The sequence below is a fragment of the Chitinophaga sp. CF118 genome, assembly GCF_900112615.1.
GTDB lineage: Bacteria > Bacteroidota > Bacteroidia > Chitinophagales > Chitinophagaceae > Chitinophaga.
In genome coordinates, this window is sequence record NZ_FOMK01000003.1 from 703,526 (window position 1) to 723,361 (window position 19,836).

Consider the following 19,836-nt stretch of genomic DNA (forward strand, 5'->3'; position numbering starts at 1 on the left):
TTAATTATACACAATATAGAATAAGATTCTGGCTGCTCCAAATTTTGTGTAGATTTTACACAAAACAAGGCCCGCATAGAATGGATATCCATGGCTAAGTATCTACATACCAATAAATAACTTATTCTTTAACTGGCACCTTTTAAATATAGTTACTGCGTTTAGGCTCTCTGACTTTCTTGAAATCTGATGGAAGATTGAATGCAAAGTTCAAATTGTAGATCATTGGTAGTTAGCATTTGTAGTTCATGTAGATCATTTGTAGTTGATAGATTTTATGATTGGCCACTTATCGTATTAATTTTGTCTCACACTAAACCGGAGTTCAGTGATTTGCAAAAACTATATATTATGGCTCAAAAGAAAATAATAACAGACGGAAAAATAAAAGCCTTCAAACGTCTTTACGCTGCCTGTTATTCCCTGATCCTTGCCTTTGAAGAAGAAGCAGCAAAAACAGGAAAAATACTGGAAGAAAAAGTAGATCAGGCCATTGCCAATATGGATGAAATGATCGGTATGCTGCCAATGCAGTTTCCAACAATATTGGAAGGGAATAATAAACAGCAAATGCTGCTTATCAATCTGAAAGATCCGGAGGATGAGCCAGAACGTATTGCAACAAAAAACAAGAATGGATATACAAATTATTCGGTTCCCGGGCATGTGCAGATGCTATTTGAAGAGTCAGTGCTTATGGCGTTGGAAAACTGGAAATTCCAGCTATGGAGTCAGGTGAGTTATCTTAGCAAAGATCCTGCTGTACTTGCAAAGTATAAACCATTGCTGCTGGCACATGCAAAAAAATGCATGGATAATTTCCCCTTTAAAGTGACTATGATTGAATGGGAAAGGAATTTGTATCTGCAATGTGCCAACAAAATCGGATGGAATGCTTTTTTAGAAGAGGAAGACCCGGTAAAACTGGAAGAAGCACTGGCAATACTGGAAAAAGGATTTGTGCAGTCTAACTGGTACCAGTTTAGTTATCTTAAAGATACAAAAGCACGTCTCTTAATAAAAATGGGCAGGGAAGAAGAAGCCTATGCTATCGTTCTGGAAGGATTGAGACATAATGCTGATCATGCAGATTTCAGGGATTTGAAAACGGATGAAAAGTACCTGCAATGGTTACGGAAAGAAGAAGAAAGGGAGGTTGCTGCAAAGAAAAAAGAAGAAGGCGATTATCGGAATTTTCTGCTGTTTGTGAAGAAAGAACAGGAAAAGCTTGCAGATCAGTTTGTGAACCCGGATCATCCGTTGGTAAAAGAACATGCTGCTGTGCTTAACCTGATCAAACAAGAGATGTTGCAGACCAAGCTGCTTATTCAGTATAAGGATTCTAAATGGCAGACTCCCAGCAGTAAATTCGATAATTGGTTTGTCGAACTTAAAAAATGGTCAGTAGAAGACATAGCGGCTTATGAAAAGAAACATGCTATCCGTCTGCCGGATCAGCTTAAAGTGTACCTGATGGAAATTGGTGAAGGAGGCAAATATTATTATCGTTACAATGGTATTACGATACCAGCCAAAAAAGAACTGGCTGCTATCAGAAAACCTTTCCCTATCACAGCTGATAAAATGCATCCCATTAATCATGACTGGGAGATCAATGCATGGGTAGAACCGGATGATAAAGATTGGAAAAAGCTGAAGATCCTTCCAAATTCCGCAGACATGCAAGCCATGTTTGGGTTCCCTGATGGCGTAACAGCGAATGATGGATGCTGGTATTTCGGGGACTCTTACGGGCAGGACGGACTATTCCTGATCATGAATGGTGAGTTTGAAGGGGAAGTATGGGTAGACACATTACAATATGGTGCTGAAGCAAGAGGATGTTTTGCACAAGCTACGCCGCAGAAACTACATTTCCTCCCATTTCTGGCAGAAAGTCTGCACCGTAAATCAGCGGGATATTCTGGCAATGAATATACCGGTTCATGGATGTAGATAATTCTGTAAGACCCAAAGTTGCTGGACAGACATGAGAACTGTCAATCCACCGGCCCACCGATGGCAGTATTGGTGCTTTTATCAACAATGATCATATCCTGATGTAATCACCGGCACACAAACTTTATCTATCATTCATTACCTTGGCCAGGTGCCTGATATCATATATGATAGAAAGCTGAATAAAGTAGCGGCTAATACTGCCAGCAATACCAATCATCCCAACTTTTACGATCAGCTTGAGATACTATCAGTAAAATAAAGTTGCAGAGAAAGGCGGTTTTGCAAAGAACGTTGAATACCTGATATTGAACTTCGAAAACCTACCGCTACTGGGTATCATGCGTTAGTGCCATTTGTGCTGCTAATTAGAAACTATTTTAAAAATTGTTCCAGTATTTTCTGTCCAGCGGTGTTATTGGGATTTAATTCTATAGACTTTTTATACATTTTAATAGCTGTTTCTTTTTGTCCCACTTGTAACAGTATTTCTCCGTAACTATCATAAGCATTCCAACTATTAGGGAAAAGTTCAGCATTTATTTTTAGAGTTTCAAGAGCCTCTTGATATTTATGTTCTTCAGGAAACTTGTAGGGATTTGGATTGTTACTTCCGCCCATAAAATCATAACCAATAAGATTCATTTCATCTTCACTCAGTTGATAGTGCACTGTATCAGCCTTTAAAATAAACAGTTTTTCTCTTGCAACTATAGCCCCTTTGTTCACCAATAATCTTGCATATTCTGCTGCAAGACTTTTCCTGGGCAGTGGCATTTTAATGTTATTGAGTATTTTTAATGTTTTAAAAGCTAATTCTTGTGAATTATTATTGTGTATGTTGTCAAATATAATAATGGTTTGATGTTTAGAAATGTTTCTTACCAGTATGCAACTATGCCCGGTAGCATTTCCGTTATGATATACTACTTTTCCAAAACTACTATCCTTATCTATTTGCCAGCCCCAGCCAAAATTAGCAGCGTTGTTTTTCCCGTCATTAAGTTTAACCGGTTCAAAAGCTTTATTAATTATTTCTTGATTTAGTAAGCAGCCATTGTAATAGGCTTTATCGTATTTAAGCAAATCAGTGATTGTACTTACATAATCACCAAAGCCAGAGAAATTATAAGATGACCAATAGTTAACAATAAATGGAACTTGACTTGCTTTTATTACACTTTCTGAATATTTATGAGGATACAAGTAGGGATAGGCAAACGGGAAATTAACAGGTTGAGTGTATTGCAATCTAAGAGGGATAAACATAGTATGTGTCATGCCCGCAGGACGCAAAATATTTTCAGTAATGTAATTATTGTATTGCATTCCAGTTACGTTCTCAATTACTAATGCCAATACGATAAAATTTATATTATCATAATTTCCTTTGCTGCCAGGTTCATACAATAAAGGTTTTGTATTATTGGTTAATCCACGCATAAAATCAACATTGGTAAAAACTGTGTCAGGATGCAATTTTCTTGTACTGTCAAAAAAAGCATTGTAAGGTGGCAAACCAGAAGTATGAGATAGCAGATGTTGTAGTGTAATGTTTGGATAGGGGAACCCGGTGAGATATTTCGTTACTGCGTCAGTTACGTTTAATTTTTTGGCTTCGACCAACTGAAGGATGGCTGTAGCAGTTAGTGTTTTTGAAAGTGAAGCGATAGGAAATGCAGTATTAACATTGTTTACGGTTTTATTGGAGAAGTCGGCGAACCCAAACCCTTTTTCATAAATAACCTTTCCGTTTTCAGAAACTAATACACTACCATTAAATTGTTTATTCTTTTCCAATGTAGAAAAATATTTCTTTAGATAAGCGTGCTTGTCCTGACCGGCTAAAGTCAGGCTGCTAATAAAGAAGAATGAAAGGAATAGAGAGTGTTTTTTCATATTGGGTCTGTAAAATGAACTGTGTGAATAATATTCAAGTGTTATCAGAACTTGTTACTGAATGATATTTTTTCTGATGCAGCCTGGCTATGATTCCAAAGATCCAAAAAATATCGTTCAGTAACGAGGCTTTTTATAGTTCTAATTATAATCTGCCTGAGAATATAGTGGAAAGCTGAGATACTGTAATACCCCAATTCTGCAAAGGCTGTGTCCATTTTTTCTGAATATTCAGAGTAGCCAGGTGTGGTAATCTCTGTGCTGGCAATGGTGTAGGCCTGGTGTTCGTCATAATAAGCTCAGAATCAATCCCGATTGGTTCCGGGTAGTCAGATAGCAGCTATTACACTGATTATTGCCTATCCCGATAACTGCGGTTATACTACTATTGGTTGTTTTTAATTTTCCTGCGGCAGAAGCAATACCATTCTTTGTTAACTTCGGGTCTTTAATAAGATATGCATAAGATACAAAAGGTAAATAGCATGAAAAAAAGTTACATCCCGCTCATTATCATAACTGGACTAATGATCCACAGCTTATACCAGGTAGGAACAAGCAACAGGGCTTTTACTTATCCACATTATTTAGGGCTTATTTTAATCCTGATAAGTCTTGTATTCTTAAAATTAAAAATTGTAATAAGTAAACTAGCCACGTTTCTTGCACTTCTTTTGGGTACTTTTAGTCAGGCGGCATTTACAACCACAATTTATAGATTTAGAATAGGAGGATCAATTGAAGATAGAGGGTTTGATATATTAATACAGCCATTATGTTTAGGTCTATTGATATTATTTATAGTGTTGAATATCAGTTTTGTAAAAGGAGGGATCAGGGAAATTCGACAGTTCATTAATAGGGGGTAGTGCAATCAGTTTTTTTGTGTAAGGCTACAATAAGCTATCATTTATAATCAATGAGTACCTCTGTAGGTGATCAATAGAAGTTGTAAGCTCTTGAAACAGCCACTTTCTTGTTTTACAGCTTCCTGTATATCCCCAATAGAAGCACATTAAAATCCAGCTACTATTGGTCAGCCCTTTTCTTTTGTAGAAAGGGCCGGTGAATGATTCTGTCTGGTTACTTTACAAAAGACTTTCACTTATATGATAAATTATTAAAATGTTTTATATATTTGCGCCGACATTCTGGGAATGTCTGACCTATTCTCAATAGAACAATAGCCTATTTCATCTTTAATATTAAACACTTAAATCAGAATTTAAACATAATCGATTACATCTCAATTTTTAAATCAGAAATCAGAACAAAGACCTATGAACAAACTGTTATTAAGTGCAACTGCACTTGTAGTATTGTTTGCTGCCTGTAGCAAAGATGATGACAATACGCCTCAGACATCCGCAAAGAAATATCTGCTATCCCAGACGTCTGATGAGGACAGCACCGTGATAACTTATGATGCTGCCAACAATATGAAGAAAATACAAAGTTGGGACCTGAAATACAATTCGCTGCAAACTTCGGAGCTGGTTTATGAAAACGGCAAACTGGTAAAGAAGATGATGAGTGAGGGTGAAGGCACATTGCAACTGTTTCAGGATTTCGAGTATAATAATGCAGGTAAGCTGGTAAAAGTAAACATGTATCGTGACAACGGTTCTAAATCCCGCTATGATAGCCTGGTTTACAATGCCGAAGGCCGTCTGACTGCTTTGTACGAGGCTGCGTCGGTTGTCGATAGTTACACAATGCGCCGTAAAAATGCCTTTATCTGGAACAGTAAGGGAAATATTGCCCGGCATGTGGCAGTTGCTATAACTGATGGTATTGAATCTAAGGACAGCACCATCATTGACTACACCTATGACGACAAAGTAAACTACGCGGTGAGACAACCGGAATTTTTTGTGCTGGATGCAGAAGATCCTGTGTCAGCGTTATCTGCCAACAATATCACTAAATCGGTATTGAGCTACACCATGAGTCTGGGCTCGTCATCAGTAACAACTATAGAATACACTTACGACGAAGATGGATACCCTGTTACCCATAAAGAAATCATTAAAACAATGCAGGGAGATGAGGTAGTGAGTACAGATGAGTATTCTTCAAAGTATCGTTATATCAAAAAATAAACTATAAACGGGGCTGACCAAAAGTGGCTGTTGCACAACTTGATTTTGGTTTTAAACTTTTTCCCCTTGTATGCTTTAATTAAATTAGTGTATGCAAGGGGAAAAAAGTTTTCAGGAAAAGCTCTTCATGCAATTCAGTCTTTCCGATTACATTCCGGAAGACAATTTCTATAGGCGTCTCAGGCACACATTGGATTTTTCCTGTTTATATCCACTAGCATCAGCTTCATGAAAACGACAGGATCTACACTTTTCTGAGCCTCTTTGCTGTAGTATTTTGATGTTGAGCCAGGAGCTGCTTCGCCAAAGAAAAATTTGCCAGCTGTATCGCTATGTCTGCCCATACAATTTTAAGCAGGATCACTCATATTTGAAAGCTGCTTTCAGACCTCCGACAGAAATAGAGAAATCACCAGGTTCTGTAACCCGTTGTAATTGTGCATTAATAAAGGAAAGTCTTTCTTTATCTATTGTGAAAGAAACCGTTTTGGTCTGACCCGGCTGAAGCTCAATTTTTTCAAATGCCCGTAAGCGTTTTACCTCAGGAGTGATAGAAGCAACTTCATCACTTACAAACAGTAATACCGTCTCTTTACCAGTTATTTTACCAGAGTTGGTCACATCAACTGATACGGTAATGGCTTTAGCATCTGTAAGTGTTGTATTGCTCAGTTTCAGGTTGGAATAAGAGAATTGAGTATAACTTAATCCATATCCAAATTCCCACTGAGGATTAAATCCTGCCATTTCATCAAACTTCAGTGTCTCAGTATATTTATGATAATAGTTTACCAGGCTGTTGGCAGAACGTGGATAAGTATAAGGCAGTTTCCCGGAAGGATTGATTTTACCTGCCAGCACATCTGCAATTACGTTTCCGCCTTCATTTCCTGACAAATAGGAGTGGAGCACGGCAGCACTGAGTGGTTCTATAGAAGATATAATACGCGGACGGCCTTCTGTCAGTACAAACACAATCGGTTTTCCCGTAGCAGCTAAAGCACGGGTAAGTTCAATCTGAGAATCAGATATCCTTAAGTCTCCGATATTGCCAGGTGTTTCAGTATAGCTGGTTTCGCCGATACAAAGTACGATCACATCAACATTGGTAGCCTTTGATACTGCATCCTGAATATCCAGTGTTTTATCAAAATCAGCACCTTCACTATATTGTACATTAGCAGCACCAAACACATTCTTCATGGCTTCCAGGATAGTGTTTTTATCCTTTTCAGTTTCATCGCTGGTAGTACCCTGCCAGATACGTGACCATCCTCCATTTAAAGAACGCATTGAATTGGCAGAAGGACCAGATACCAGGATCTTTTTTCCCGGAGTCAATGGAAGGATATTATTCGCGTTTTTGAGTAAAGTGATACATTCAGCTGTCAGGTCGTAGTTCAGTTTATTATGAGCTACGCTGTTAAACAGTGGATAGTCTTTGGATTTGCCGACTGGATTCTCAAAAAGACCGGTTTCATATTTTACTCTTAGGATCCTTTTTACCGCATCATCGATACGTGACATAGGGATCTTTCCTTCTTTTACCAGTTCAATTAAGTCCACTGTAAAGGTATAATCAGTAGGTACCATACTCATATCGATACCGGCATTAATAGCAATCATTACAGCTTCTTTATTGTCCTTTGCTACTCTGTGACGCAGATAAAGATATTGGATATCCTGCCAGTCGCTTACTACCAGTCCCTGGAATCCCAGTTCACCTTTAAGGATATCAGTTAGAATGTGTTTGTTGGCATGTACGGGGACCCCATTGATCTCGGCGCTGTTTACCATTACACTCTTTGCACCAGCTTTTACTGCAGCCGCAAATTGAGGAAGGAAGTACTCGCGCATTTCTCTTTCAGGTATCCAGGCAGGAGTACGATCATGTCCGCTTAAAGGCATACTGTAGCCCATGTAATGTTTGAGACAGGCGGCAACATGGTATTTGTCTGTCACTACATCATCTCCCTGGTATCCCTGAACTACGGCTTTGCCCATTTCACTGATAAGGTAAGGGTCTTCACCATATGTTTCCCAGATACGAGGCCAAACAGGTTGGCGTCCAAGGTCAAGCACCGGACTAAAATTCCAGGGAATAAATGAAGCACGTGTTTCATAAGCAGTTACTTCTGCAGCCTTTTTAGCCATTGCGGTATTAAAGGAAGCTGCCTGCGCAATCTGCTGAGGGAACATCACTGAATTTAATGTATAATTATTCCCTCTGATAGCATCAATTCCATACAGTACGGGGATTTTAAGGCGTTCCTGGAGTGCAATTTTCTGGATAGTTTCTATCCTGTTCCTCCAGACCTCTACTGTTTGTGCATTGCCTCCGCTATTAAGAACAGAACCTACTTTATATTTTTTGATCGCTTCCTCTAATTTGGCTATATCAAATTCATGAGGTTCGTTCATAACACCATTTGTAGTTTTAAGGAAAGCTTCCACACTGATCTGAGTCATCTGTCCCGCTTTTTCTTCGAGTGTCATTTTCGCCAACAGGGAATCCACTTTCTGATCGATTGATTGGGAATAACCATTGAACGAGGCTGCAACAGTTGCAACAAGTAAGAGTAATTTCTTCATAACTGTTATTTAATACTTTTTTGACTTAGTGTATAGGAGCGGATGATTTTCCAGGTGATGTTATCAGAATCAAAGACGGAGTTTAAACCCTGTTCTTCCTGTGGGGGATCCCCCATCAGATCGTCTCCTTCTTTCCAGAATATTTGCCCCGGAACCGGCCTGGCTGTTCCTGCAAATGCCCAGAAATTACATCCTGCGATCACACCTCCCTGTTTCCGGCTTCCAGCCCATTCAGCAAAGACAGCATCGTACAATTTATCACGTGAATAACTTGAAGATGCCGGATCAAACGAATGATTGTCACGAGGTAAGCCAAACTCTTCTACTACCAGTGGTTTATTCAGTTCATTTGCGATTTCTTCATGTTGCCTGATGTATTGTTGTGTTTTTGAAATCAATTCGGGCAAACTCTTTACAATGCTGGTATCCTTAAACCACCCCCAGTTCTTGGGCCAGATATGTATGGTTAAATAATCAACTTCTTTAGGCTGATGAACTTCTTTAAACAGGTCCGCAGATTCATCTGTACCCATAATTCCTTCAGTACCCAGGGTTACCAGGTGGTTGTGGTCTATCGATTTGATTAGTTTGGCTACCGAAGAGGTCCACTGTTTATACTTATCCACAGCAGCGGTACGCATGGGCCGGGGCTCATTTGCCAATTCCCAGGCCATTATAGAGGGTTCATCAATATACTTCTGTTTAGTATATTTATTTACATGATTCAATACCAGTCGTAACTGTTTCTCATAATCCTTCTGGCAAGGCTCGCAGGAATAGAATTTGCTGGTATTCTCCCGAAGGTCATCCCAGTTTAATTTACTCTGCATGACTGAATCAGTAATGACCCCATTCCAATTGAGGTACTGTAAAAAGCCACCGCTCCATTCCCAGTTATTACTCAGGAACAATATGGCATACATCTTCCTTTTACCCATTTCGTACAGGAGGAAGTCAAGACCACCCAATATCTCCATATTGAATTCACCTTGTTCAAACTGGAAGGCTGGTTTTACCCGCTCTACTCCATTTACTAACCCTTTTCCCTCTGTTCCTACCAATACCCGCAGGTTGTTCACTCCCTGACTCTTCAGGAAATCCAGCTCCTTCTTTAACCGTTCTTTTCCATTCTTCTGCAGCGCCAGCAAACCACCGTACCAGTAGTTAGTACCAATATAATAATAAGGTTTATTGTTAAGAGAGAACTGATGTCCGGACCTTGTTATAAATCTCTTTTGAGCCGTAGCGGCGTCTGTACATAACGTGATGATTAAAATAACTAATAGCCCCTTGATATATTTCAGTAAAAGGATATCCCTGAATTGGCAGGCATTAAATGAAAAACGTGGCATTACTTTTATAATTAGTTGAACTTTTCAAAAGTATGCTAACTTATGCCACAGGTGTAGTACTTTTTTATCTATTTCATTGCTTTTAATCCATACACAGAGTAGGTAAAATATTGATTTTCGGCAAGCTGCAGCCATAAATAAAGATCTGGACGATAGTATGCTAAACTTATGCCATGGATGTAGTACTTTTTTAGCTATTTCATTGCTTTTAATCCATACACAGAGTAGGTAAAATATTGATTTTCGGCAAGCTGCAGTCATAAATAAAGATCTTGACGATATAGAGAAATTGACCGGTGGCGAATAACTCTTGCTAATTTTCATATAACATCTTTATAATCAAAGCCATTGTAGCCTTAATGTGTATAGCATTTTATCCGGGTATTCAAAAAAAATGCGACGTTCCCCCGTCGTTTTTCTTCTTAAAAGAATCAAATGTAAATATTGCTCCATGTAATAGAGTGCTGTTTTATTGCATATTATTCCTTATTATTGCTATAGCAATATTTAATCAGCTTTTTACATTGTATTCGTATCCCTAATATCCTTTGTTATGACAAACAATCTTAATCCTGATAAAGATATTATTGATGTTGCTAACATGGTTAGTCCTCAAGACCTGCAAATCCCTGTTCCGTCAAATAATATACTACCTGACGATTTTGAGCATCTACCCGGCTACGACTCGGACGAATTCAAACTGGGTCATAGATACAAGACCAAACTGAATCTTAATACCGAAGAGATAACTTGGCTCAACAAATTCGATTGCTACCGCAATGCTTTTAACAGCATTGATGGTTGTGAAGTAGCCATTATCAAATTATTTCTGCTTGCTGTAAAAATGCTCAATAAGCGATTGAAGAAGGAAGATGCCAGTTTGGAGAAAGAGATGGAAGAGATAAGGAAAAAGGCAAAGGAGTCCATTCCTCTTATGTCCGAATACTTTTATAATTACGATGATAACTATGTACAGAATGCTGCCGAGGCAGAAGCATTCTATACAATCTATAAAAAGGCAGAAGTAGTTGTTCGCGAGGCATGGGGGCATAAACGAAAAATCTCAGCTGAGTTCAACAGTTATAGCCCGCAGGCGAAGCAACAGTTTGCTAGCAGGTTAGAACCTTTGATCGATGAAATCGTCACTTATCTGAAACCGACTATCGGCGAGACAAATGAACAGATCGAATTGGATCTCAATGCCACTACGACTACCCGATGGAAAGAACGTATGACCGACATTACAAGTGCTTATTCCAAAGCGCAACATGCAGAGAGCGTCGAAGCTCTCTATAGATTAGGTCGGCAAAACCTGCGTAACCCCACCAGGGGAAACATCTACTACGAAGCTGCTAAGTTCATCGCTCCTTATGACAGACACGAATCACTCCGGTTATACCTGCATTACATATATCATGATCTAAAGTCGACCAAACCTGATCAAAAGCAACTCAACAAGTCTATCCAGAAAAAGCTCTTTGCTAATGAAGCCCAGCTGGCCCAATTTCTCGATATAGTCAACGGGTTGATAAAAGACATGAACCTTCTGAAGTCCCTGACCCAGGTGGATACCATGTATGTTCCCAAACGGCGCAAAATAGAGCTGGACCATGAGCAGATCCGGATTGTGACCCAGGAACATAGCGGCACTGTCGAGATTTTAAACGGTTACCTTCAGGAAGACGAGATGATACATGAAACTACAGAAGAAGTCGTTGTGATCTCCAAAGTACCAGAGAGTCATACCTCATCACCACTCACCCCCCTTCAGATTGAATTCCTGCAATTATTCCCCGAAGATCATCAGCTAAGCGCTGTTGAAGTGGAAGCCTTTGCAATCGGAAAGGGAATGTTCAAGAACCAGTTACTCGATGGCATCAATGATACCTGCTATGAACTACTCGATGATGTACTCGTTGAAGAAGAGGACGATTACTATGTGATAAATTCTGATTATTACAACAAAATATTTGCATAAATGAATTTGAATATTAAACCTAAAGAAGTAACATCTATCATCAATTCGCTGTTAGGAGGTGTAGTGCCTAAAATTGGAGTGCAACATATTACTGTAGGTCGCTCTGCCGAAGTAGATGCGTTCCTGCATGCCCTGGAAGATGTGAAAAATGGGCATAGCATCGTGAAATTCTGGATTGGTGATTTTGGCTCGGGTAAATCATTTATGATGCATCTGTTGAACACTGTTGCCCTCAAGCAAAAGTTTGTGGTAACTAACGCAGACTTCACACCTGATAACCGTTTATATTCCACTGATGGAAAAGCTGTAGCCTTGTACGCTGCGATCATGGATAATATTGCGATCCAGACTAAGCCTGAAGGTGGTGCATTACCGACCTTGCTTGATAAATGGATAGAGCAGATCATGATCACTACCGCCCAGGAAAATGAAATTCCTCTCACTGAAATTCGCAATGAGCAATACATTCAACTGATTCAAAAGAACATTCTGAAAACGGTAAATGAAGTTACTGAAGTTGGTGGTTTTGATTTTGCTCATGTGATTATGAAATATTATGAGGGCTTTATCAAACAGGATGAACAGCTGAGAAGAAATGCACTGAGATGGCTCAAGGGTGAATATAAAACCAAGGTAGAAGCACGGCAGGATCTAGGTGTCCGGGAAATCATCAATGACCTGAACCATTATGACATGCTCAAGAATTTCACGAAGCTGTTTGTCAGTATTGGGTACAGTGGTTTTATGATTAATCTTGATGAGGCGATTAACCTGTATAAGATATCTACCTCTGCCATGCGTGAGAAAAACTATGAAAAGATTCTCTCAATTTACAATGACTGTTTCCAGGGTAAGGTGGGCAACCTGTTTATTAACTTTGCGGGTACCGCTGAATTTTTGGAGAATCAAAGGAGGGGTTTGTTTAGTTACCAGGCATTGAAATCCAGGCTCGAAACCAACAAATTCGAAAGCCAGTCAGTACGTGATTTTGCACAGCCGGTGATCAGGTTAATGCCATTAGATAATAACGAGATCTTTGTATTGTTGAAAAAGCTGAAGGCTATCTTTGAGCTTAACTATAAAGTGGAAGTAAATGTAACTGACGATGATATCCTGCTATTTATGCAGGAGCTTTATAACAAGCCGGGCGCAAAGGAATTCTTAACACCGCGTGAGGTGATCCGTGATTTCCTGAATGCATTGAGCGTTATAAGGCAGAATCCGACTTTAGATAAGCAACAATTATTTGTGGATATCCAGGTGCAGGACGAAAGACCGAATGAATCATTATTGGCAGATATTGAAGAATTATAATAGTGTACGAATTATTATCAGAACCTATACGTCGTTATATTAGGGAGAAGAAATGGGAGAGATTGCGACCTATTCAAGCAGCAGCTATTCAAAAAGTCATGCAGTCGGAGGATCACCTGATTCTGGCTTCCCGCACAGCTTCCGGCAAGACGGAAGCTGCTTTTCTTCCTGTGCTTTCCCGTGTGGATTTTAATGAACCTGGTGTGTTGGTATTATATATTTCTCCATTGATAGCGTTGATTAATGATCAGTTTTTCCGTGTAGAGGAATTGTGTGGGTATCTCGATGTGCCTGTTACAAAATGGCATGGTGAGGCTAATCGCACACTTAAAGAGAATTTGATAAAAAATCCCCATGGCGTAGTGTTAATTACACCAGAATCTATTGAGGCAATGTTGGTCAATAGGGCATATGTAGCGAAACAACTGTTCAGTAATCTGAAATTTATTGTCATTGATGAGATTCATGCTTTTTTAGGCTCTGATAGGGGGACGCAATTGCAGTCGTTGCTTTATCGTTTACAAACGTTAAATAAAACGCACGCACGCATTATCGGATTGTCTGCGACTATTGGTGATTTTAACCCGGCAAAGCAATTGATTGGTTCCATTGAATCAACCACCGTCTTAAGAGATAATACTGCTAAACCTATTGATTCAGAATTTAAATATTTCAAAAAAGAAAGCGCAGCTATCCCGCTTGATTTATTAAAAGATCTTTACCTGAATGTTTGCAATAACAAAGTACTGATCTTTCCTAATAGCAGAGGTCTGGCAGAGGAAATAGCTGTTAAATTATTGAAGATATCACAAAAGGTGAACGGACATCCTTATTATTTCTCACATCACTCTTCAGTGGATAAAGAACTGAGAGAATATATCGAGCAATTTGCCAAAACCAATAAGCGCTTCCCATTTACTATTGCCTGTACTTCGACCTTAGAATTAGGTATAGACATTGGTTCAGTAGATAAAGTTGTGCAAATTGACGCTACATATTCTATCGCGTCATTAATACAAAGAATTGGGCGCAGTGGCAGACGGGAAAATGAAACAAGTAATCTGTCACTATATGCTACGAATGAATGGAGTTTGCTACAGTCGATTGCATGCATGACCCTTTATCAGGGAGGCTTTGTAGAACCCGTTACATTTATTGAAAGGCCATATGATATATTGTTGCATCAGGCCATGGCACTGGTTCGACAGTTGTCAGAGTGCACACCGGATGAACTAGTTCAAAGCCTATCTGAAAATGGTGCATTTAAAAATATCAAGGTTGGAGAAATAAAGGAAATAGTTCAGTATTTAACGCAAACAGACCTTTTTGAACTCATAGGTGGTAAATTGATCATAGGCGTAGAAGGGGAAAAGGTTACAAATACAAAAGACTTCTACAGTGTATTTATGACTGATCCTGTTTATAAAGTCCGTAGTGGTGATAAGCCAGTTGGTGAAATACCCTTAATGTCATATCAGGCTCTAGTTGGTCAAAATATCTTCCTGGCAGCAAGGATCTGGAATATTGTGGATGTTGATTATCGCGCAAAAAAAATAACAGTTATACCTGCAAAGGATGGTGAAAGACCATTATTTGATGGCTTAGGAGCAGACGTACACCCAAAAGTTCGTGAGCAAATGCTCAAATTGTTAGTGAATAATGAACCAATGCCTTATATTAGCGAAGATGCTGCCGAAGCTATTCGCCAATTAAAAGATGAATTTAAAGGTTTTGAGATAACCGACCTCCTGGTTGACCGACCTTTGAAAGTTAAGCATACCGAAATGAATTGGTACACCTTTCAAGGAAGTAAAGTAAATCGTAGTATTGTTTTTTTATTTCGCGCTGCTGGTATTGAATCTCAATTTAATGATCTTCATAGTTGTTTCATTTTCCCTATTAAAAATTTACACTTAATCATTGAATGTGGAATCAAAATATTTGACACAATTGATAACCATCTCGAAACAGAAATCACAACCAATCCGGCTGCAATGGACTTCTCCAAATATGGCTCCCTTCTCCCCCTCAAATACCAAATCCTTCTCCTAAAAGAAAAACAATTTGACTTTTGCACAGCCATGGACTTCCTCACAAATGTACAAGTTGTTGAAAAATTGCATTTTCCGTAGTAACAATTTCTTCTTGTCGTATTGCTGTGACGATTCTGATAGCACTTTTCATATCTCTGTCGTTGGTAGAAGCCACTAGTACTAATTTTGCATTAAATCACTATGTCATACTTCGATGGTTACGAACAGGTTGTGGACCCTTGGTTGACTGGACACGCCGGCCAGTTTGGTTTGTTGTTAAAATTTAATATGTTTGACCTCAAAATTTCCGGATCGATGAATCGAATTATAATCCCGTTGTTATTGATGATCGTTTTACCTGCTCTGAACGTTCATGCTCAACAGAAAAGTATTGAAACGAATATTGCAGATATTCGTGCAGCATTCAAAAAGATCAACTCACTATCTCTAAAACAGGAGCAATTTAGGTATGAGTCTGAAGGCTGCGTAGAGGATGGTATCATACAATACTATTTTCAGGACAATGAGATTGTAAAGATCATAGAGTTCGGAAGTATCGGAGACGGCAGTTGGAAAAATGAATACTATTACGAGTCTGGTAAATTTATCTTTTCTTATGAAATGCTCGTTGGCAGTTCTGCTGAGGGGGAAGAAACTAAAAGCGAGTATCGTGTATACGCGAAAGACGGAGCAGTTATTCGCTACATGGAGGATCAAAAAATCTTACCCTCAGATAGTAGAGTTACCAAAACACTGGCAATCGCAGGAAAATTGCTTAAAGCCTATACTACAAAAAAATTCGCTGCAGTGTTGTGTGAGTAATGCGGACTTTCGTATAAGCCTGACGGTGAAAAATACATTCGTGGATCCCTGAAATACTACCAAACAGAAATGAATTTTGGATTGCTTTGCCTGTATCGATTTATGTTTTATCTTCATGAAAAATTACTATGATTCTACAAGCTTTAATGACAGAATTTGAGCATGAAGTTATCAGCACACGTAAATTATTAGAAGCAGTACCGCAAAAGGATATAGGGTATAAACCATCACCTGTTTCATGGTCGATGGGGGAGCTGGCACAGCATATTGCAACCATCTATTATTGGTATGTGGGCACGCTTACCAAAGACGTTTATGATTTGGCTACAGATCATCTCGAGCGCGGTGATCCTAACGATATCGATGCAACTGTCGACCTTTTTGAGAAAAATGTAGAAAAGGCAAGGGCAGCGTTAAAAACTGTTACTGAAGAATGTTTACAGCAAAACTGGACAATGAAAGTTGGCGACCGGACAGTTATTGGGCCTATGCCCAGGGGGATTGTTTCCCGCGGTTTTCTATTCAATCATATTTATCACCACCGTGGTGAACTGGTAATATACTTGCGTGCTACAGGCAATAAAGTTCCGGGTATGTATGGTCCTACCTATGAGGAAAGCGCAGCTAGAAAACAATAGTATGGTTAAACAAAATAAAAATAAACAGCACGGAGTAAACCCAATACTACCCGAATATGGTTTCGTCTTCTTTGCATTAATCTTCCCATTCAGCTTTATCAGTATACATTCTTTCAAACTTAAATGCATCAAAACTGTCAAAAAGTGTTGTTAAGGGAAATTTAGGTTTTCCCTCTTGTTTACCACTGAATGTCAGATGGACCAAGGCATAACTTTTGTCTGAAGTATTGTTGTTATGAATTGAAAACAGAATATCGTCAGATTGGATGTTTTTGCAAACTGCAGAACATTCATAATCGGTTAAAATATGTTTTCTCGTTGATTTGACAAGTCCCCAATATTCACTTGATGCGTTTTTGATTTCCTTTTGTAATTCTGTTTCAAATAAAAGTTTCTGTTCAATGTTAATTGTCATCCATGGGTCTTCTACAAAAAGCTTTGGCGGGTCAGATTTAAAAAAGTCTTCGATAATGTGTCGGGAAATTCCTGCGATATCAATTCGTATGGTTTCAACTGAAAATTCTTCAATGTCGTCAAAAGAGTAACCGCCAATTGGATGTAAAAAAGAACCATTTTCAAGTTGAACATTAATATTTAAGGAATGCCATTTTTTATAATCAGGTTTATTTGTCGACCCAAATTCCCATACAGATTTCTGAACAAATTTATAGTAATCGTTGGCAGGTATAAAATTACCAAAAACACAACTCATACTTTCGTCACCAACTTGCAAGTCGGTATCCCCAATTATCAAAGTATTTGAGTAAACAGTTGCTCTCATGGCATTGCCCGTACTTTATTAGCTCCAGGAAGCCGGCATACCACTTATGTTGGTCCAATGCTTCACGTGTTCGGGCTATTGTTTCAGTCGAAATAATCTTTACATGGCCACAATGACTACAAGCCACCTGTGGCAGGAGCATATCTGATAGCTGGAAGTAAGATTTGCGAGCACACCGCTCACATACGTGTACCCAAGGTCCCATATATTAATTTTTGATCACAAGGTCTGAAATTATTTCTGATTTTTGAGAGCATATAACGAGTACGGGTGTAGCCCAGTAAATATTCGTGTTGCCAGTTATCCTAATCATTTTGTTTCATCGCAACCATATCATGTACACATTAGTTAAGGTAAAGCATTGGTATTCCCATTTCTACTACCACACTCATCTAAATGTTTAGCATCCTGAATTTAAAAATCGTAACAAGCCCTTTGTTTAGTTATATTAGAACAATAGATTCCGCTCATTATCTTCACAGGGATGATATGATCTTCTATTTGAGAACAAATTTCTCTTTTTTGTTTTTTCCCAACCAGATAATCAGTAAAATGTTCTACTACGCTAAATTTAACCTGTTCCATTGTTATTGTAGGGCCATTTTCTTCAGAACGATTATCAGCAATATCTGAATATTTATAGACTCTGGGTTGAGTTTCACCGTCAGCAACGAGTGGATTACGAAACACATATATTTCAAAATGGTTTTTTCCTCCCAGAAACTCTTCCGGATTTTTATTTTGATCATGTTTATCATATGCCTGATAAGCATGTATTTGTATACTTTGAAATGGGCCTTGCTGGATATGATAACTTTCATGCTTAATCCTTCCATTTCCTTTGTACAAATCTTTACCAGGCTTGATCCAGGTTCTTCCAGCAAATCCGTTATGAACCAGGTTTACATTAAAATTAGCTACTACCTCTCCATATTTCCTAAGAGCAATTATTGAAGAGATGTCGATCTCTCCAAAATTTTCACATATTTCTTGCAGTTGTTTTTCCGACCAGGAATTGACTTGTTTATATTCATCGCCAAAAATAGATCGATAATCATTTTCATTTAATTGAGTAAAAAAGCCATTGGGTTTTATAAAAGAACTAATCACCTCCATTTCATCTGCAAGTTTATCCAGCAACACTGAGGCTTTGTAAAATTGGTAAATGGTGTCAAAAATATGATACCCGCTATGAGAAGCCTTCCCATATCCAAAGCAGTAAGGATGGTATTTTTGTGAGATAATTTCATTTGGTAAACGCCATTGACCGTCAGAGTGATATGCCTGAATGAAGTTTATTGGACAATTTGTCCTCATTGCGACTTCATTGATTTGATCCTTAACAAATTGAAATCCTTTATGAAAACGGCGATGGGAATTAATCATAAAAATAGTTTCAGTCCTTCTTTGAAGGTCTTGATAGGCATCGCGCAATTCAAAGTAGTCATTAAGGATTCCTTTGGCATTATCTAAATTACTTGTAATGTCTACTTTTGTTGTTAAAGGTTTATCTATCAGTATATTAAGCTCATTTACCAAAGCCCATTCGGCATAGGCTTTATGCACTAGTGGCTCAGTTGCAATAATTACCCCTTTAATTTGATTTTCTAAAACGAACTTTGAAAGTCTGGCATTTAATGCTGGAGGTAAAGTGTTTACAAAAGGTTGAATCAGCCATAATTCCGTTTCTAAAGTATCTCCAATAGCGCTACGTACGATGGATTCTTCACTTTCTAAATCAATAACTAAAGCTAGCTTTACATTTCCAATGCTACGTAATGCCGGAAGATATATACGTCTGGCATGAGGACCACATCCAATTAAAATTACGCTTACTTTTTCTTCTTTATTTTTCATTATAGATAGATATTCAGATCAGATCTGGTGGTTATTCAACAATTTTTGGCCATCATCATAAGACATTCCCCAATTCAGAAGCAAAGTTTATGTATAACTGTTTTTCATGGGTTAGCGGGTGAGTTCTTACTAAAGGATGTGAGGCACATTCTTTTCTCAATCTGCATATTTAGAATTTACAATTGCGAATGGATTATAAACAACAGTCAAATTATTTATTATATCCTGATATTTTCGGTCTAACAAATTGTATGCTTTTATAGGTATTCCGTTCAAAATAAGTCAAAATATTGATTTATTTGAAAAATTAAATAAGAGAAACCCATAAGGAGTGAGGTAATGGAGGAAAACGCGAAGACAAACAGAATCCTTGCTCCGGAATTAAATAACTGGTTTTGCTGAGCACAAGAAAAACAGATTTGATGTATAGGAAATTGGAATAACGGCAGTTGTTTTATTAAGCCGCTTCATAGGAGTATAAATACTCAATTAATACGGGGAACGAACAG

General features: G+C 38.4%; 14 protein-coding genes. 8 read left to right on the forward strand and 6 right to left on the reverse strand.

The annotated features are described in order from the left end of the window. Positions 1-351 precede the first annotated feature (351 nt). Positions 352-1,956, forward strand: a complete 1,605-nt coding sequence (locus BM176_RS15185) for a hypothetical protein (RefSeq protein ID WP_090104422.1) — start codon at positions 352-354, stop codon at positions 1,954-1,956. A gap of 378 nt (positions 1,957-2,334) precedes the next feature. On the opposite strand, the gene BM176_RS15190 is transcribed toward BM176_RS15185, so the two are convergent. Both BM176_RS15190 and BM176_RS32755 read right to left on the reverse strand, forming a co-directional pair. Then, positions 2,335-3,858, reverse strand: a complete 1,524-nt coding sequence (locus BM176_RS15190; RefSeq protein ID WP_090104424.1) for a serine hydrolase domain-containing protein — start codon at positions 3,856-3,858, stop codon at positions 2,335-2,337. A gap of 145 nt (positions 3,859-4,003) precedes the next feature. Next, positions 4,004-4,150 (reverse strand): hypothetical protein, encoded by a 147-nt coding sequence (locus tag BM176_RS32755; protein ID WP_218162210.1) that lies wholly within the window; start codon positions 4,148-4,150, stop codon positions 4,004-4,006. Between the two features lie 193 nt (positions 4,151-4,343). Between BM176_RS32755 and BM176_RS15195 the strand changes: the two genes are divergently transcribed. Together BM176_RS15195 and BM176_RS15200 are read left to right on the forward strand one after the other, a co-directional pair. Continuing rightward, a complete protein-coding gene (locus BM176_RS15195; protein ID WP_143097817.1) occupies positions 4,344-4,727 on the forward strand; it encodes a hypothetical protein in 384 nt (127 codons plus the stop codon). 411 nt (positions 4,728-5,138) lie between these two features. Beyond that, complete coding sequence (locus BM176_RS15200; RefSeq protein WP_090104427.1) at positions 5,139-5,960, forward strand: hypothetical protein; 822 nt, start codon at positions 5,139-5,141, stop codon at positions 5,958-5,960. 360 nt (positions 5,961-6,320) lie between these two features. Here BM176_RS15200 and BM176_RS15205 read toward each other — a convergent pair whose 3' ends face one another. Both BM176_RS15205 and BM176_RS15210 read right to left on the reverse strand, forming a co-directional pair. Further along, positions 6,321-8,552: a glycoside hydrolase family 3 N-terminal domain-containing protein gene (locus tag BM176_RS15205; protein WP_090104429.1), complete on the reverse strand. Its 2,232-nt coding sequence runs from the start codon at positions 8,550-8,552 to the stop codon at positions 6,321-6,323. A gap of 5 nt (positions 8,553-8,557) precedes the next feature. Next, positions 8,558-9,904, reverse strand: coding sequence for a glycoside hydrolase 5 family protein (locus BM176_RS15210; RefSeq protein ID WP_090104433.1), 1,347 nt, complete (start codon positions 9,902-9,904; stop codon positions 8,558-8,560). A gap of 553 nt (positions 9,905-10,457) precedes the next feature. Between BM176_RS15210 and BM176_RS15215 the strand changes: the two genes are divergently transcribed. From BM176_RS15215 to BM176_RS15235, 5 genes are all read left to right on the forward strand, one after another. Further along, positions 10,458-11,882: a tellurite resistance TerB C-terminal domain-containing protein gene (locus BM176_RS15215; RefSeq protein WP_090104435.1), complete on the forward strand. Its 1,425-nt coding sequence runs from the start codon at positions 10,458-10,460 to the stop codon at positions 11,880-11,882. After that, positions 11,883-13,196 carry an ATP-binding protein gene (locus BM176_RS15220; RefSeq protein WP_090104437.1) on the forward strand — a complete coding sequence of 438 codons (1,314 nt, stop codon included), beginning with the start codon at positions 11,883-11,885 and terminating at the stop codon, positions 13,194-13,196. It abuts the gene before it with no gap. Between the two features lie 2 nt (positions 13,197-13,198). Further along, a complete protein-coding gene (locus BM176_RS15225) occupies positions 13,199-15,328 on the forward strand; it encodes a DEAD/DEAH box helicase (protein ID WP_218162211.1) in 2,130 nt (709 codons plus the stop codon). A 216-nt stretch (positions 15,329-15,544) separates the two neighbouring features. Further along, positions 15,545-16,051: a hypothetical protein gene (locus tag BM176_RS15230; protein ID WP_143097818.1), complete on the forward strand. Its 507-nt coding sequence runs from the start codon at positions 15,545-15,547 to the stop codon at positions 16,049-16,051. 128 nt (positions 16,052-16,179) lie between these two features. Beyond that, on the forward strand, positions 16,180-16,689 hold the full coding sequence (locus BM176_RS15235) for a DinB family protein (protein WP_090104442.1): 510 nt from the start codon (positions 16,180-16,182) through the stop codon (positions 16,687-16,689). Between the two features lie 76 nt (positions 16,690-16,765). Here BM176_RS15235 and BM176_RS15240 read toward each other — a convergent pair whose 3' ends face one another. Further along, positions 16,766-17,470 (reverse strand): hypothetical protein, encoded by a 705-nt coding sequence (locus tag BM176_RS15240; protein WP_090104444.1) that lies wholly within the window; start codon positions 17,468-17,470, stop codon positions 16,766-16,768. A 414-nt stretch (positions 17,471-17,884) separates the two neighbouring features. After that, on the reverse strand, positions 17,885-19,327 hold the full coding sequence (locus BM176_RS15245) for a Gfo/Idh/MocA family oxidoreductase (RefSeq protein ID WP_090104446.1): 1,443 nt from the start codon (positions 19,325-19,327) through the stop codon (positions 17,885-17,887). Positions 19,328-19,836: the final 509 nt, after the last annotated feature.